13 protein-coding genes, 1 pseudogene and 1 other annotated feature are annotated in these 16,455 nt (G+C 37.2%); of the genes and pseudogenes, 4 read left to right on the top strand and 10 right to left on the bottom strand.

What is annotated here, in order from left to right:
- Window positions 1-7: 7 nt before the first annotated feature.
- From opp3C to ACOI1C_RS08010, 3 genes are all read right to left on the bottom strand, one after another.
- Window positions 8-1,021 carry an oligopeptide ABC transporter permease gene (gene opp3C, locus ACOI1C_RS08020; RefSeq protein WP_422509713.1) on the bottom strand — a complete coding sequence of 338 codons (1,014 nt, stop codon included), beginning with the start codon at window positions 1,019-1,021 and terminating at the stop codon, window positions 8-10.
- A complete protein-coding gene (opp3b, locus tag ACOI1C_RS08015) occupies window positions 1,021-1,950 on the bottom strand; it encodes an oligopeptide ABC transporter permease (RefSeq protein ID WP_422509711.1) in 930 nt (309 codons plus the stop codon). The genes opp3C and opp3b overlap by 1 nt, the downstream gene beginning before the upstream one ends.
- A 138-nt stretch (window positions 1,951-2,088) precedes the next feature.
- Window positions 2,089-3,777, bottom strand: coding sequence for a peptide ABC transporter substrate-binding protein (locus ACOI1C_RS08010; RefSeq protein WP_422509709.1), 1,689 nt, complete (start codon window positions 3,775-3,777; stop codon window positions 2,089-2,091).
- Window positions 3,778-4,177: 400 nt separating this feature from the next.
- Here ACOI1C_RS08010 and ACOI1C_RS08005 point away from each other — a divergent pair, with 400 nt between their 5' ends.
- The 4 genes and pseudogenes from ACOI1C_RS08005 (at window position 4,178) to ACOI1C_RS07990 (ending at window position 8,473) form a co-directional block, all read left to right on the top strand.
- Entirely contained in the window at window positions 4,178-4,549 is a 372-nt protein-coding gene (locus ACOI1C_RS08005) for a DUF3899 domain-containing protein (protein ID WP_422509707.1), read from the top strand.
- Between the two features lie 50 nt (window positions 4,550-4,599).
- Window positions 4,600-4,844: a binding site (T-box leader), on the top strand.
- Window positions 4,845-4,898: 54 nt separating this feature from the next.
- Entirely contained in the window at window positions 4,899-5,885 is a 987-nt protein-coding gene (gene trpS / locus ACOI1C_RS08000; protein WP_422509705.1) for a tryptophan--tRNA ligase, read from the top strand.
- A 662-nt stretch (window positions 5,886-6,547) separates the two neighbouring features.
- A pseudogene (locus tag ACOI1C_RS07995) lies at window positions 6,548-7,516 on the top strand (HAMP domain-containing protein); the annotation flags it as partial.
- On the top strand, window positions 7,511-8,473 hold the full coding sequence (locus ACOI1C_RS07990; protein ID WP_422509861.1) for a methyl-accepting chemotaxis protein: 963 nt from the start codon (window positions 7,511-7,513) through the stop codon (window positions 8,471-8,473). The pseudogene ACOI1C_RS07995 and the gene ACOI1C_RS07990, both read left to right, overlap by 6 nt.
- 28 nt (window positions 8,474-8,501) lie before the next feature.
- Here ACOI1C_RS07990 and ACOI1C_RS07985 read toward each other — a convergent pair whose 3' ends face one another.
- The 7 genes from ACOI1C_RS07985 to ACOI1C_RS07955 all read right to left on the bottom strand — a co-directional run bounded on the left by ACOI1C_RS07985 (window position 8,502) and on the right by ACOI1C_RS07955 (window position 16,318).
- The gene (locus tag ACOI1C_RS07985; RefSeq protein ID WP_422509703.1) at window positions 8,502-9,254 is read right to left on the bottom strand and encodes a YjbA family protein; all 753 of its coding nucleotides are present in this window, start codon (window positions 9,252-9,254) and stop codon (window positions 8,502-8,504) included.
- Between the two features lie 294 nt (window positions 9,255-9,548).
- On the bottom strand, window positions 9,549-10,469 hold the full coding sequence (gene opp4C, locus ACOI1C_RS07980; RefSeq protein WP_422509701.1) for an oligopeptide ABC transporter permease: 921 nt from the start codon (window positions 10,467-10,469) through the stop codon (window positions 9,549-9,551).
- A gap of 9 nt (window positions 10,470-10,478) precedes the next feature.
- A complete protein-coding gene (gene opp4B / locus ACOI1C_RS07975; RefSeq protein ID WP_422509699.1) occupies window positions 10,479-11,444 on the bottom strand; it encodes an oligopeptide ABC transporter permease in 966 nt (321 codons plus the stop codon).
- A gap of 83 nt (window positions 11,445-11,527) precedes the next feature.
- Window positions 11,528-13,282, bottom strand: a complete 1,755-nt coding sequence (gene opp4A / locus ACOI1C_RS07970; RefSeq protein ID WP_422509697.1) for an oligopeptide ABC transporter substrate-binding protein — start codon at window positions 13,280-13,282, stop codon at window positions 11,528-11,530.
- 84 nt (window positions 13,283-13,366) lie between these two features.
- Window positions 13,367-14,356 carry an ABC transporter ATP-binding protein gene (locus tag ACOI1C_RS07965; protein ID WP_422509695.1) on the bottom strand — a complete coding sequence of 330 codons (990 nt, stop codon included), beginning with the start codon at window positions 14,354-14,356 and terminating at the stop codon, window positions 13,367-13,369.
- On the bottom strand, window positions 14,353-15,384 hold the full coding sequence (locus tag ACOI1C_RS07960) for an ABC transporter ATP-binding protein (protein WP_422509693.1): 1,032 nt from the start codon (window positions 15,382-15,384) through the stop codon (window positions 14,353-14,355). The genes ACOI1C_RS07965 and ACOI1C_RS07960 overlap by 4 nt, the downstream gene beginning before the upstream one ends.
- Before the next feature lie 148 nt (window positions 15,385-15,532).
- Entirely contained in the window at window positions 15,533-16,318 is a 786-nt protein-coding gene (locus ACOI1C_RS07955) for a DUF2268 domain-containing protein (RefSeq protein WP_422509691.1), read from the bottom strand.
- Between the last annotated feature and the right edge of the window lie 137 nt (window positions 16,319-16,455).

Genomic DNA, 16,455 nt, shown 5'->3' with positions numbered 1-16,455 from the left:
ACCTTATTTAATCGCGCATTTTCGGATCAAGTGCATCACGCAATCCGTCTGCTACTAAGTTAAATGCAATCATTAGAATACTAATAACCAATGCAGGGAATATCATCAAATGCGGAAAGATTTGAAGCGATTTCGTACCGTCTTCAATTAATACCCCTAAAGATGCTAAAGGTGCTTGTAAACCTAAACCGATAAAGCTTAAGAAAGCTTCAAAGAAAATAGCAGATGGAATGGTAAACATTGTATTAATAATGATAATTCCAGCAACATTTGGGATTAAGTGCTTCGAAAGTACTCTGCTATCTGATGATCCTAACGTTTTAGCAGCTAAAACGAATTCGTGTCCCTTCAATCTTAATACCTGACCTCGGACCATACGAGACATACCAATCCATCCTGTAACGGTTAAGGCAATGATAATGGAGGTTAGTCCAGGTTTTAGTACAAGTATCATTAAGATAACTATAATTAAATTAGGAATACCTATTAATACTTCTACAATACGTTGCATGATATTATCTACTCTACCACCGTAATAGGCTGATATACCACCATAGGCAACTCCAACGACCATATCAATCACTGCAGCAACTATTGCAATAAATAAAGATACTCGAGTTCCTTCCCACGTCCGTGTCCAAAGATCACGACCAAGACCATCTGTACCAAACCAGAAATAGGAGTCAATCCCTTTAGCTTCATAAATGTCAATACCTTTTTCGTCTTTTCCATCTACACTCAGGAAGCTAACATTTTCAAGAATTGGGATTTTAGGAGGTAGTTTTGCTCTTGATAGATCTTGATCATCCATTCCATACTCACTAAACATTGGTCCAAATAATGAAAGGAGAATAACAATTGCAAGTAAAAAGATACCTACGATAGCAGCCTTGTTTTTGCGGAAACGGATCCACGCGTCCTCCCAATACGTTAAGCTAGGTTTTTCAATTCTTTCACTTTTATTTAGATCGATTTGAGCTGGTTGAAATAATTCTTTAGATATCTTTTGTTGTTCATTCATTAGCTCTTACCTCCAGCTAATCGAATTCGTGGATCGACAATTCCGTATAATAGATCTACCACAAACACGATAAAAATAAATAAAGCGGCAAAGAATAGGGTTGTACCCATTATCATTGGAAAGTCATTTGACATAATAGAACGAACAAATTGTTCCCCAAGTCCAGGTATAGCAAAAATCCTCTCAATAACAAGTGTACCTGTCATTAATCCAACTGCCATTGGTCCTAGTACTGTTATCAATGGGATTAATGAATTTCGAAGTGCATGCTTAAAAATAACTGCACCTCCACTTACACCCTTCGCTCTCGCCATTAAAATATAATCAGAATGTAGAACTTCGATCATTTCTGTTCTAATAAAACGTGCTGAAGCCGCCATTGGGAAAATCATTAAAGCAATCGTTGGTAATACTGTGTATTTAGGCCCTTCCCAAAATGCAACAGGGAACCAACCTAGCTTAACACCTACAATATATTGTAATAGTCCAGCAAACACGAAAGATGGCACAGCCTTTCCGATAACAGCTACAATAGTTGAACCATAATCTAGAGGGCTATTTTGATTCGTTGCAGCAATAATCCCGAGAAGAATACCTAAAAATGTCCCAATGACCAATGATTGGAATCCTAAATAGGCAGATGGTCCAATACGGTCTAGAATTAAATCGGTTACATTGCGGTTATTGTACTGAAATGAAATTCCTAAATCACCTTTTGCTACGTTCCCTATGTATTTCACATATTGAACTGGAACTGGATCGTTTAATCCGTATTTTTCTAGAATGATTTCTCTTTGTTCAGGAGAAAGCTTTTCTTCCATGGTAAGAGGTGTACCTGGCATTAACTTCATTAAGAAGAATGTAGCAGAGGCAATAATAAATAAAGTAATTATCATGTAGACAACACGTTGAAGTAAATATTTCGTCATTATGCGCACCTCCTAAATAATAACCGTCAATCCCGGTGGAATTTTATAAATATTCACCAAAATTCGACAATTCTCAAACAAGGTAAAAGAGAGTATGATTACATACTCTCTCATATCCTTTAATTAGTTATTACTGAATTATTTCGTCTTTCCTTCGATATAAGCCCACTTGTAGCTGTAATCAGGACCAAAAGAGTTATTTAGTACACCTTTTACATACGGTTGAAGTAATTGAGCAGTTCCACGTTGGAATAGAGGCCCAATTCCTGCATCTTCTTCAAGTAGGATACGCTCAGCTTCTTGCATTGCTTCGAAACGAGCTTCTAAGTCACCAGAAAGAGTAGTTTTTGCATCTGTAATTAGCTTATCAAACTTAGCGTTTGAGTATCCACTAGCATTGTGTCCGCCATCAGTAACCCAAAGGTCAGCGAATGTCATAGCATCCTGGTAATCAGGACCCCATCCAGCAACTTGGATTTGATAATCTAATTTCTCATCAAGCTCTAAACGTTGCTTGAATGGTACGTTTTTTAGAGTAATTGTTAAACCAGGTAGATTCTTTTCTAATTGGTTCTTGAAATACTCAGACATTTTGATTGAAGTCTCAGTGTCTCCACTTAAGAGTTCAAGTTCTAACTTATCTGTTCCAAGAGTAGCAAGACCCTTAGTCCAATGTTCTGCAGCTTTAGCAACATCAGTTAAATTGAAGTCACCGTTCTTAGCACGGAAATCTTCACCAGTTGTTGGGTGTGTTACAAAATCAGCAGGTACTGCATAGTAAGCAGGTACTGAACCGTTATTTAAGATTACATCTGCTAAGCCTTGCTTGTCAATTGCCATACTAAGTGCTTTACGAACATCAACATTCGCTAAAGGACCATCTTTTTGCATATACTTAAAGTAGAATAATGTTGGCTCACCAAACGTTAAGAAGTTTGGATCCGTCTTGAACTTGTCAACGAATTCAGCAGATAATCCAACGCGGTCGACTTGACCAGTTTCATATAAGGCTACAGCAGTTGCAGGATCTTTAACAACCTTTACTTTGATTGCATCTAACTTAACATTTTCTTTATCCCAGTAAGTGTCGTTCTTTGTGTATACCCAACCTTCTTCATGCTTCCACTCAGTTAATGTGAATGGACCATTGTAGATCAAGTTTTCAACTTCTAAACCGTAGTTCTCGCCTTGTGCATCGCGGAACTCTTTATTTTGTGGTAAGAATGTAGCAAATGTAGTTAGTGATAAGAAATAAGGTGTTGGCTTTTCAAGTGTAACTTCAAGAGTAGTAGCATTAACTGCCTTAACTCCTAATTCATTTAGGTCTGTGATTTCACCAGCTGCGATCTTAGTAGCGTTCTTAACATCTCCTAAGATGAATGCATATTGTGATGCACTTGCAGGGTCAACCGCTTTTTGCCATGAGTAAACGAAATCTTCAGCAGTTACTGGAGTACCGTTTGACCAAGCTGTTTCACGAAGGTTGAACGTGTAAACAAGTCCATCGGCGCTCATCTTGTGGTCAATTGCTACACCAGCAACTGGTTGCATGTTTTCACCAAGTCTGTAAAGACCTTCGAAAACTTCAGACATAACTTGGAACGCAACAGCATCTGTACCCTGTACAGAGTCCATTGTTGGAATTTCAGCTGAGTCAAGAATGTTTAATACTTGCTCTTCAACAACTGCTGGTTCTTCAACAGCTGGCTCTTTGTCATCAGTACCTTGTGCGTCTTCTGGTGTTTTTGTATTGCCACCACAAGCAGCTAAAAATAAGCTTAGTACTAATGAAAGTACTAGTAACATCATCCATTTAGAATTTCTCATGGATAGGTAACCTCCCCTTAAAAATTAATTTTATTTAATTAATAGATGTTTTTCATCTACAGTTTGTATTATACAAGTTTTCTAACTATTTTGCATATATTTTTTTTTACACTTTTAACAAAATACCTACTATATTTACGTTTCTGTTACAAAAGATAGTCCTTTAGACCTACTATATTCAGTAAACATACTGTGTTATTTTATCCAATATTTGCTTAATTATGTTTAGGATTGTATATTTATATCACTGTTTATATACTTTGATGTTGTTGTTACGTATTCTTGTAACATTTTATACCATCAAATATACATAATAGCTTATATTTACAATTTCCAGTTCAATTAAGGTAATATGAACATTGTTAATGTATAACACAATTGTTAGTAGGGAGGATTAATTTTGAAAAGCATTATAATGAAGCAAACCATCATTATCTCATTTGTCATTTTTTTAATTTCAATAGGCATCAGCATACTATTCTACAAATCATTCTCACTCCTTTCAATGATTAATAGCTTATTTTCAGTTGGTATGTCCTTATTTTTGATCAGTGCATTCTTATTTATTGGGAAGAGTGGATTCTTTGATGGAATTATATACAGCTTTCGTCAATTTTATAAATCTTATTCAAAACAAGGACAACAAATCGGTGATGAACTCGATCACATGGCTTTACCCTCTGAATATTCGTATTCTTTTATTAAACCCATGTTTTATTCAAGTTTCCTTACTATTGGCCTTATGCTTATTTTATTGTTCTTCTATTATTAAACGCTCTTGAAAATGTCATTATGTTCATATATAATTAGTAAAACTTTACAAACTAAGCGATGAGAAAGACAAGTATATGTCGGGTAACCTTCACAGAGAGCCTGTGGTAGCTGTAAACAGGTATGGTCCTCACATAGAATGGGCTTTTGAGCTTTTAAACCGAACTGATGCAAATTCAAAGTAGGCTTTAACGCACTCCAAGCGATACATTGGACCCTGTTTAGTATCACAGGAGAAAGCGATTTTGCAGTTATGCAAAATAATTAGGGTGGCACCACGGTCATTCGTCCCTTTTCATAGGGATGAGTGGCTTTTTTTGTTGGAAAAAAACGTTGTAGGAGGCTACACTATGAAAACTATTTTTTCTGGAATCCAACCAAGCGGTTCATTAACCCTAGGAAATTATCTTGGAGCACTCGTACATTTTCCTCCATTACAGGATGAATTCAACTGCTTTTTTTGTATAGTGGATCAACATGCGATAACTGTTCCGCAAGATCGTATCGCTTTGAGGAAAAACATCAAAAGTCTTGCCGCCTTATATATCGCAGCAGGTATCGATCCATTTAAATCAACTCTTTTTATTCAATCAGAGGTTCCTGCACATGCGCAAGGAGGATGGATGATGCAATGTATTGCCTACATTGGTGAGCTTGAGAGAATGACACAGTTTAAGGACAAATCACATGGCAAAGAAGGCGTGTCTGCTTCCTTACTAACATACCCTCCTTTAATGGCTGCTGATATTCTTCTTTACGGAACCGATGCCGTTCCTGTCGGAGATGACCAAAAGCAACACCTTGAATTAACACGTGATTTAGCTGATAGGTTTAATAAGAAATACAATGATATTTTTACAATTCCTGAACCAAGGATTTCTGAAGTTGGTGCTCGAATTATGTCCTTACAGGAACCAACGAAGAAAATGAGTAAGTCAGATGAGAATTTAAAGAGTACTATTTTTATTTTGGATGATGCAAAACAAATTGAGAAAAAAATTAAAAGTGCTGTCACAGATTCTGAAGGAATCGTAAAGTTTGATAAAGAAAATAAACCAGGAGTTTCTAATCTACTAACTATCTTCTCGATCTTATCAAATAAGACCATTTCTGATCTAGTAAAAGACTACGATGGGAAAGGGTACGGAGATTTTAAAGCTGATGTTGCAAAAGTTGTTATTGAAGCTCTCAAGCCTATTCAGGAAAAATATTATTCTCTTATAGATTCTGAAGAACTTGATGTTTATTTAGATCAAGGTGCAGAAAAGGCAAATCTAACCGCCAAAAAAATGCTTGCAAAAATGGAAAACGCAATGGGTCTTGGACGTAAGCGGTAATATAGTAAGGCTCATTTTGAAAGATTATTGTTTTTTAAATAGGTTTAGTGAAAGCAAGCTGTATAAATAAATTGAATGGAGCGTTAGGTGCTAGGGCTCCTGTGGGTGCAGCGGGACAGTCGAGACTCACGCAAGGCGTTTGCGCTAAGGTAGGCTTTTTCACAGTAGTGAAAATAACCTTCTTTTTTTCGCCCACCCCTTTTGGGTTAAATAGCAACAAAGTTTACGAAAACAGCCTATATTAAAAACCCGCTATTGATGGCGGGTTTTTCGTTTTTTATACGGGAATTATATTAAAGTTTAGTTTGATTGTACAAAATCCCTTCAATCATTTTCAATATATGAATAATCCAAAAATTACTAGCCTCTTCCACCTATTATTCATGCTATACTAGTTTTAGTATTTCCAGAAAATTGTCGAAATATAGGGGGAGCTTTTATTGCAGAGAATTAAAAGGTTTTTTTCTCAAAACATAAAAACAATAAAAACAGAGAAGAAATTACCTTCATTTAATCATTTTAGAAAGTTTCACTTTAGAGATGTTGCTTTTAAGTCACAATTCCATGGAATTAGCTTTAAGTTAAATCTTGCATTCATTTTATCTCTTGCTACATTCGGAATTATTTTAAGTGCTATTATTACTCCTTACATTACCAAAACGATGAAGGATTTAATCCAAGAACAGTCTCTCTCTGTTGCACAAACGCAAATGAAAACGATGGAGAATCACATTGCTACAACAGTTGAGGAACTGCAGCTCATGGCTGACATTCTCGTTAATCAAGAACCTAATGAAATTAGCGGTGGGTATGCAAAAATGAGAGGGTCTAACCCGAAATTCTTAGATATCTATCACATTGGTATGGATGAAAAAGAAATTATGAGAAAAGGACTTACAACAGTTCTCTCTGACCGTTCGAAAGATCCTGTTTTTAAAGAAGCTTTAAGCAATGGACAATATATTAGTCCCCTCCAAGTAAATGATGGAGGCTTGCAGAATGCATTTACCTTTGAGGTAGCTGCAACGGTTACAAATTTATTGAGCAAGCCCATTGGAGTGATTGGTACATATTTAGATACATTTTCAGTATGGAGGACTACTAGAGGAGAAATAAACGAAGTTACAGCACAGAAAATGTACGTAGTATCCAAGGACGGTTATGTTGTAGCCGCCGATGATCAAAAATGGTTAAAGACTTTTGAGAAAAAAAATAGAGTCTATTCTACACTTTCTAATCATGAAGGTGTTAATGACTTTATGAAGAACCTAGATAAAAAAGATTCCAAAGGATTTAGTGGTGTTGGAACGTTCAAAAATGATCAAGGTGATGATCAAGTTACAGCTTATTCCTACAATGAGAAGCTTGGTGTAGCCATTTTTGTTGAAACACCAGTTCATGTTGCATATAACTCCGTTTCTTCTATGCAAACGATTATTTTTGTTCTTATTATACTTTCTGTCATCGGGATTGCTATATTTAGTTATATATTCTCTAGACGTCTCGTTTCACCTTTACGTCAGCTTATTACAGTTACAAATGAAGTTGCGAATGGCGACCTAACTAAACGCATAACAATTATTCGAAAAGATGAAATTGGACAATTAGCGAGCTCATTCGATACCATGATCGTGAACTTGGAAACCATCGTTAAGCACACACAAAATGCATCACAGCTTACGTTTGAAACATCAAGTGACTTACGAGAATCTGCCCGTGAAGCTGCTGCTTCTTCAGAGCAAATAACGGCTGCTATTGATGAAGTTGCTAGAGGTGCTGAGCAGCAATCTGCCATTAGTCAGGAAACAGACGAGAAAGTTAACCAATTTCTTCATGTTGCATCACAATTGGAAGGCCAGAGTCATGTTGTCATTGAAACAGCAAAGAACACGCAAGAAAATATTTTTTCTAATCAAGAAGTATTAGAAAAGTTAATCCAGGGCGTTCAAAGATTATCAGTTGCGACATCTGATTCATCTACTGAGGTTAAGAAATTAGAAGGCCGAACGAAGCAAATTAAAAAGATTATTGAGCGTACGAATCAGATTGCTAGTCAAACAAATCTTTTAGCCTTAAATGCTAGTATCGAGGCTGCACGTGCCGGCGAGCACGGAAAGGGCTTCGCTGTTGTAGCAAATGAGGTTAGGAAGCTTGCGGTACAAAGTAACAATACGACCGTAGAAATCGACACAATCATTAAGCTTATTTTAGAATCTATTGAAGTAGTTAGCACCAAGATGGCTGAGAGCATTCTTCAAGCACAAGAAGAAAGTAAATCAGCAGTGTTAGCGAAAAATGCATTGTCTAAAATTGTCCATTCGATGGATCAGGTACTTCAGTCCGTTCAGTCAATGGACGAGCTATTAATGCAACAAAAAGAATACATTCAAACGATTCAAGATCATTCAAAAGAAGGATTATCTTATGCTATTCAAGCGAGCTCTTCTACTCAAGAAGTGGCAGCATCCTCCATTCAGGCATCAGGCAATATGAATGGTGTTATAGAGAATATAGATTCTCTCCTTAAAATGGCAAAGGATCTAAATGAATCAGTAAGCCGTTTTAAGGTACTTGAAGAATCCGAATAATGAAAAGGGGTGCATTTAGCGCCCCTTTTTAATTTACTCTTGTTTCTTGTTCTAGCTCCCATAGCTTTTCAAAGAACGGTTGTCCTTTAATTAAGTTTTCACACAGCTGTAAATGTCGCTCACTCCAGCCATATTGAACATCCTCGAGGAGGTGATTCCAAGCGTTCTCAAAGTCCATCTCTTGTATAGCTTGGTATCTAGAAGGATCCCAATCGGTATACCAATAACGAACTTCCGCTACATTATTTGAAGTGTATAGCTGGTCCAAGGCCATTAAAAGCAACTGCTTCAACTGACGCTCTTTTCGCGTAAGGCCGCTCATTAAATTTGGAGAGGGTGATAAAATATGATATTCCTTCAACCCATCACTCTTCATTGAATTAAATTTATAAGGGGAAGGTTCCTGATCTGATACCATATCATAGACAAGCTGTTCCTGCCTTGGTATCAAACGACTTTTGCGGATAGGAATATTATAGCCAATCGTGTCAACGACTAGTATACCCACTCCATCTGTAACGACAAAGCAGTAATCAAGCTGAATTCGTTCATGATTTTTTCTCAAATAGGACTTTTGAAACACGTCTTTCATTAGTGAGCTTGGCAAATCTAACAAATCGTTTTCTATGTAATGGTATAGCGTTGTGTCAACCTTAATAAGTGGGACTTGGTCTAATAGCTCAACGCTATCATCTTTACGCCATTCATGGAAATGACAAACATTGTAGCCGTTCTCCTCACCTTCAAACCAGTTAACCCATACATCATGCAGATACAACATTGATTACCCCTCACTTTATATCTGTTTGTTAAGAATCAGTATAGGCAGTCATACGTTAAATTATTCCATCTCGGGAAACTTCTTGTACATTATTTCTTTGATTTTTGAGCCACCGCTGTTTTTAGGAGAAATTATAATCGAAAATACATTTTTTATTCAACAACCATCCTACTTTCTAAAAAAGAACCCTTATCACATCATATTTTACTTAAATGTAGGTCCGAGGAGTATTGGATGTGTAAACAAAATTTTGAAACAAAAAAAATCCATCACATAAATGTGACAGATTCATAGCTATCGGTTTGACTTTGGATTAAATGCATCCTTTAAGCCTTCACCCACAAAATTAATAGATAATATCGTTAAGGTAATTGCTGCAGCAGGAGGTACCCAAATCCATAACTTATCGCTTAATACATCAGGACTTCTTGCTTCTTGCATCATATTTCCCCATGTTGGAGTAGTCGATGATACCCCAAATCCAAGGAAGCTTAGCCCTGTTTCAACGACGATCATGACTGCTAGTGTTAAAGTAGCTTGAACAATGATGGTTGACAAAACATTAGGTAGTAAATGTTTGGTAATCACCTTGAATGGAGAACACCCAATTGAAATGGCGCTAAGAGTATACTCATTCTCTTTTTCTGCCAATATCTTACTTCGAACTAAACGGGCTAATCCGCCCCATGACAGGAGACTAATTACAACAATCAATGTCAATAAGCCTGAGCCTTGGAAAATAGAGCTTAATACGATAACAAAAATCAAAAATGGAAAGGTCAGAATAAAATCGGTGAATCTCATCAAAGCATTATCAATTGCTCCACCGAAGAAACCAGCAGTAGCTCCGATGACTGTTCCAATAATACTTATAAAAATCGTTATCGTCGCAGCAAGTGTTAATGATACTCGACCACCATATAAAAGCCTAGCAAAAACATCTCTTCCGGCTTTATCCGTACCAAAAAAGTATTCAGTCGAAGGTTCCTTAGCCATTTGAAGTAGATTTACTTTCTGAGTTTCTTCATATGGAATTGTAAGTAATGGGGCAAACACTGTAACCAGTGTAATAAAAACAAGGAAGATTAATCCTATCATCGCCGGTATATTCCGTAAAAACTTACTTCTAGCTATAGCCCATGGAGATCCCCCCCTTGTTACAACCCTTTTATTATTGACAACGACAATTGTTTGATTTTGAGTAACTGGTTTCATGTGTCACCTCTATTCTAGTCTAATACGTGGATCAACTAATCCTAAGAGTATATCCGCAAGTAAATTTCCGAGTAAAGTAAAGATCGTTAGCATTAATGTAATCGCCAATACTACTGAGTAATCGCGTGACAAAATGGACTCTATAAATAGGAACCCAATACCCGGATATGTGAATATCGTCTCAGTGATTACTGCTCCACCTACTAAAGCAGCGATGTCAAACCCAATTAAGGTTACAATTGGAATCAATGAATTTCTTAAAATATGCTTATTGTAGATCGCTGACTCCTTAGTACCTTTGGCCCTGGCTGTTCTCACATAATCTTTCCGAGAGCTTTCAATCATGTCATTACGTAAAAACTGAGTGTAGCTGGCAGTGGCAAATGCACCAAGAACGGCAGCTGGTAGAATCGTATGCTTAAGCTTACTAAAGTAAAAGTCAAGAGTACCTGGCTCTATGCCCGTTCCAATACTTCCTGTAGCAGGAACCCATTGAAGCTGAAAGGCAAATATATAGATTGCTACTAGAGCCGCCACAAAGCTAGGGATAGCTAGGCCTAAATAGTTGTAGAAGGAAATTGCATAGTCCCCTAAACCATAAGAATGACGACCTGCATAACGCCCCATTAGAAAGGCTAAAATGTACGTAATCGTTAATGCAAATAATGCTAAAAAAATTGTATTAGGTAAACGAGAACCAATTAGCTCCATTACTGGTAATTTATGATTAAATGAATCACCAAAGTCTCCCTGTAGAACTCCTCCAACCCAACGGAAATATTGAAGATGAACTGGATCATTCCATCCCATTTTTTCACGCATTTCATTAATATATTCTGGGCTAGAATTGAGTGGATCTACTTTACCAGTTAGCGCATCCCCTGGCATTAACTTTGCCAGGGAAAAGCACACTACTGAGATAAGGAAAAGTAATGGAATCATTCCTAGTAATCTACGAAGCGTGTAAACTAGCATTATGATTTCCCCTTATCTAGGTGAAACGCGCATCGCATTTGATTTGATGCACGTTTCACCATCTTAGTATTCTAGAATCGTACTTATTCTTTTACCCACCATAAATGGACATCTCTTTGTACTGTAAACGCGTTCGCAGCTGTGTTTTGAAGACGCTTATTTACTGCATAAACATCTAATGGTTGGAACATGAAGATCATTGGAAGCTCATCGTTTACTAGCTTCTGCCACTCATAGTAGATTTCCTTACGGTGTTCAAGTACATCTTTGCTCTTGTCTTCAGGGAATTTTACACCCGCTTTAATTAACTCATCAGACTTTTCGTTATACCATCTTTGCATATTCCATTGGTCTGTACTTAACCAAATTCCAGACGGATCTGGATCCGTTGCTAGACCCCAAGCACCGTTGAATGTTTCAAACGATGGATCATCTGCATCAATAGAATCATAGAATAGGTTGAATTCCTTAAGTGCTCCGCCGTTTAGACGAGCATCAATTCCAGCGTCTTTCCAGTTTTGAAGAATGTATTGTGCACGTGGCTCAGCAGTTGACGTACTGCTCATTGCATCAAAGTTTACAGTGAATTTCTCACCCTTTGGATCTTCAACCAACCCATCACCGTCAATATCCTTATACCCTGCTTCTGCAAGAAGTGCTTTTGCTTTCTTTACGTCATATTCATAGGCATCGATTTGATCATCAGGAATCTTAGCCCAAGAAACAGAAGGCTGTGGAACGTTTACAAGCTGACCAAGACCATTACTGAATGCGTCTAGAATACCTTTACGATCTAGAGCATGTGCCATTGCTTTACGAAGTAACTTATTTTGGAACTTCGGATTGTCAGAAACAACTACACCTTTATCCTTATCCCAACGTCCGAAGTCAAACCCAATATAGCTATAACCTAGGCTTGGCTCTTCATGAAGAATGAGGTTATCTAGAGCTTTAATTTGTGGATATTGGTCTGAAGGAGCACCCATAATATCTACTTCTCCACTTTCAAGTAGTCCACTTGCAAGTGTAGGATCGATTACCTTATATACAACGCTATCTAATAATGGCTTACCTTGCCAGTAATCATCAAAACGTTCGAACTCAATCATTTCACCAGGAACGATATTCTTCACTTTAAATGGTCCAAATCCTTGTGGAGTCTTACGAACTTTATCTGAATCTATCATGTCCTTAACTGCAACGCCTTCATAGTGATCCTTGTGCATTGGGAATAACCAAATGTTATCTAAAAGGTTTACGATTGGCTCCTCTACTGTAACAGTAATTGTGTAATCGTCTTTAACCTCAATACCTTCAATTTTGTCTGCAGTGCCGTCTTTATAAGCTTGTGCACCTTTAATCATAGAAACGTTCGTGAAACGTTGCCCAGGGTAATCTTTATCAGCAATTACATTCCAAGCAAATTCCATATCTTCTGCTTTAAGCTCATCACCATCATGCCATTTAACACCTGGCTTAATCGTAAATGTTACTTGTGTATTGTCTTCTGACATTACCCAAGTAGCTACGTTCGGCTCTGGTAAAAGATCATCACCCGTCGAAAGTAATCCTTCTGACATAAAGCCTAGCGCTAGAGAATCGTCTTCTCCTTCATAAAACGCGTAATCTAAAACACCTTTAAATGGTTGTGTAAATGCAAAAGTAACATTTCCACCAGCTTTTGGTTCATCATTTGCTGGCTCTTCTTCAACTTCTGTTGTAGTATCTACTGGCTTATCTTCTGGTTTTGCCGTGTCTTTTGTTCCCCCATTACAAGCTGCTAGGAACATAGAAAGTACTAGTAACATAGCTACTAGCCATAATACTGACTTTTTCATCATTTTCCCCCCAATAAAATTAGTATTTGAAAAATTCCTTTAAAGATTGTTGCAGCGAGAACGTAGAAATAATCCTGTATCACTTTAGTTGTAAAGGTGACAAGCAACTCTATGTCCTGGCTTCACCTCCTTTAAAGAAGGCTTCACCTGCTGACATTCAGACATGGCATGACGGCAACGTGGGTGGAATGTACAGCCTGAAGGTGGATTAACAGGACTTGGTACATCACCTTGTAGAATGATTCGGTCTTTCTTCTTCCGTGGATCTGGTTCTGGAATGGCTGAAATTAATGCTTGTGTATAGGGATGCATGGGTTCTCTATAAATACTCGCTTTATCTGCAACCTCTACTAATCCGCCAAGGTACATAACTCCAATTCGATCGCTCATATGTTTGACAACGCTTAAGTCATGGGCAATAAATAAAAACGTTAGATTAAATTCGTCCTGAAGTTCTTTTAATAGGTTTAATACTTGTGATTGAACGGAAACATCGAGAGCGGATACAGGCTCATCTGCAATAATAAGCTTTGGCTTTAATGCTAAGGCTCGGGCAATTCCAATTCGTTGTCGCTGCCCTCCTGAAAATTCATGAGGATATTTATAATAGGCATCCTCAGGAAGTCCCACCTTAAGTAATAAATCTAATACCTCTTCTTTCAGGTCTTTCTCTGTTTTTTTCGTGTAATTACGGATGGGTTCTGATACTAGTTTACCTACCATCATCGTAGGGTTTAACGAAGCATATGGATCCTGGAATACCATTTGGAAATCCTGACGAATCTTTCTAAGAGAAGTTCCTCTTAAGTTCGTTATATCTTTCCCATCAAAAATAATTTGTCCCTCTGTTGGCTCTAAAAGGCGCAAAATGGTTCTTCCAGCTGTCGACTTTCCACAGCCTGATTCTCCAACAAGCCCTAATGTTTCGCCCTTTTTAATTTCAAAAGAAATATCGTCCACTGCCTTTACAGCTCCGATATTACGTCTAAAGAATCCCCCTTTTATAGGGTAATACGTTTTGAGATTCCTAACTTCTAATAATACATCCTTCTCGACATTCACTGTGACACTCATGTACTTACCCACACCCCTTTTTCAGAGTAGCTCACATCATATAGTAAACAGGAAACATCATGTCCTGTTGCTACTTCAGCAAGAACAGGTGTGACTGTTTTACATTCGGCTGTAGCTTGTGGACAACGTCCAGCAAATCGGCAGCCAACCTCTGGCATGTTCACTAACGAAGGAACAATTCCTTTTATAGAACTTAATACCGCTACATCCTCTTCCATCTTTGGAATAGCACCTAATAACAGCTTAGTATAAGGGTGTTTGGGATCGTGGAAAAGAGTGTCAACATCTGTCTTTTCAACAACCCTCCCTGCATACATCACGATGACTTCATCACACATTTCAGCTACGACACCAAGATCATGTGTAATTAGTAGAATAGACATATCATTTACTTCTTGAATTTCTTTAAGTAACTCTAAAATTTGGGCTTGTACCGTAACATCAAGAGCAGTTGTTGGTTCATCAGCAATTAACACTTTAGGTTGACACGCAATGGCAATCGCGATCATAACCCTCTGCCTCATCCCCCCGGAAAGCTGATGAGGATATTCGTCTAAAATCTTTTCAGGTCTAGAGATACCAACACTCTTTAAGAGGGCAATACTTTTTAGCCTAGCCTCTTTCTTCGTTAAATCCAGGTGGTTTAATATTGCTTCTTGAATTTGAAATCCTATTGTAAATACAGGATTTAAAGAGGTCATTGGTTCTTGGAAGATCATTCCTATATCCTTGCCACGAACTTTATTAATCTCTTTATCTTTTAACTTCGCAAGATCCTGTTCTTGAAACAGAATTTCACCATCCAAAATCTTCCCGTTTTCTTTAGGCAAGAGTCCCATAATGGATAAAGACATGACACTCTTACCACAGCCGGACTCGCCTACAATTCCAATTATCTGCTTTGGTTTTAATGAAAACGAAACACCATCTACCGCATTGTAGTACTTTCCGTTAATTTTAAATCCAGTCTTCAGATTATTAACCTCTAGTAACGGTGATTTACTTCTCGATTTAATGTTAGCGTTCATCTTACACCTCTGAATTCTCTGACATTCACAAAGTTATTTGTTTAAAATATTATTACAAATTCGTTACAATTGCAAGAATATTTTATATTTTTGTAACATTTAGATTTATATTATCAAGGGAAACCATACCAAATAAGGACTTCTTCAATTATACTTTTAGTAATTTAATTATTTTTTCTGTTTTCATCTTTTCAATCTTTTTCAAAGAATATTTTTTCTCTTCTAAAAGTAAGTCAATTAGGTAGAATCCTACGCAATATCCCAGCATTTTAGGATTGCTTTTCAATCCATATAAAATCTCTTGGGACTCTTTATCATTTTTATGCTTAAACTTATTGGGATATACGAGCTCACTCCACCATTTTTCCAATTGTTCGGTAGAATATAGCTTTGTCCAATAGGCCACAAACTCGTTTCCGCAATGCTCTCTAACTGCATGCTCTGCTAGTCCTTCAAGAATAATAGTATCTAGTAACGTTATATCTTCTTCTTTTTTTGATATATAGTTCAATCGACAGACATGGTTATATTCATGTGTCAGTAGTGCTTTAATTTCAGACTCATCTACTTTAATAGCAAAGAACAAAAAGAGCTTATCATCAAATGCAACACCCGACTTTCCTTTGTTCTCCTTCATAATTTCCGTTTGACGCTGGTTCACTGGTAAAATAAAGATAGGTATATCAGGGCCATTCCACTTCTTTTTTAATACTTCAAATTCTTTTTTAACAATCTTCCAATAGTTTTGCTCTAGAAAGAGTTCCACATCATCTCTTCTAGTAAATATGGATGATCTATACATCCCAAATAGGCTAAGGTACTCATATATGTCACCTGCTTTATTTCCGTTAAAATAAGTGGACAGTTCTTCACATATTCTTATAGGTTGGTAACCAAAATCTTTTAGCCAAGCCTTCGTATCAATAACTCCCAACACCTTCACCCCTCATCAGTTCATACTCCTATCTTATGAAAATAATAAAAACTGAGTGAGGAAAAATACCTCACTCAGTTTTTTTGTTTGTTACCTCGTTTGAAGAAGGGGGCATCAGCCAGAGCTTTGATTAAATA

This window comes from Bacillus sp. DJP31, assembly GCF_049310945.1.
GTDB lineage: Bacteria > Bacillota > Bacilli > Bacillales > SA4 > Bacillus_BS.
The sequence above is the reverse complement of the archived record's forward strand: the minus strand, read 5'-3'. Positions and strand labels throughout refer to the sequence as shown.

Excerpts from the sequence above, each read along its gene's own strand:
- opp3C (WP_422509713.1), bottom strand. The coding sequence starts at position 1,021 with ATGAATGAACAACAAAAGATATCTAAAGAATTATTTCAACCAGCTCAA.
- opp3b (WP_422509711.1), bottom strand. The coding sequence starts at position 1,950 with ATGACGAAATATTTACTTCAACGTGTTGTCTACATGATAATTACTTTA.
- ACOI1C_RS08010 (WP_422509709.1), bottom strand. The coding sequence starts at position 3,777 with ATGAGAAATTCTAAATGGATGATGTTACTAGTACTTTCATTAGTACTA.
- trpS (WP_422509705.1), top strand. The coding sequence starts at position 4,899 with ATGAAAACTATTTTTTCTGGAATCCAACCAAGCGGTTCATTAACCCTA.
- ACOI1C_RS07990 (WP_422509861.1), top strand. The coding sequence starts at position 7,511 with ATGATCGTGAACTTGGAAACCATCGTTAAGCACACACAAAATGCATCA.
- ACOI1C_RS07985 (WP_422509703.1), bottom strand. The coding sequence starts at position 9,254 with ATGTTGTATCTGCATGATGTATGGGTTAACTGGTTTGAAGGTGAGGAG.
- opp4C (WP_422509701.1), bottom strand. The coding sequence starts at position 10,469 with ATGAAACCAGTTACTCAAAATCAAACAATTGTCGTTGTCAATAATAAA.
- opp4B (WP_422509699.1), bottom strand. The coding sequence starts at position 11,444 with ATGCTAGTTTACACGCTTCGTAGATTACTAGGAATGATTCCATTACTT.
- opp4A (WP_422509697.1), bottom strand. The coding sequence starts at position 13,282 with ATGAAAAAGTCAGTATTATGGCTAGTAGCTATGTTACTAGTACTTTCT.
- ACOI1C_RS07965 (WP_422509695.1), bottom strand. The coding sequence starts at position 14,356 with ATGAGTGTCACAGTGAATGTCGAGAAGGATGTATTATTAGAAGTTAGG.
- ACOI1C_RS07960 (WP_422509693.1), bottom strand. The coding sequence starts at position 15,384 with ATGAACGCTAACATTAAATCGAGAAGTAAATCACCGTTACTAGAGGTT.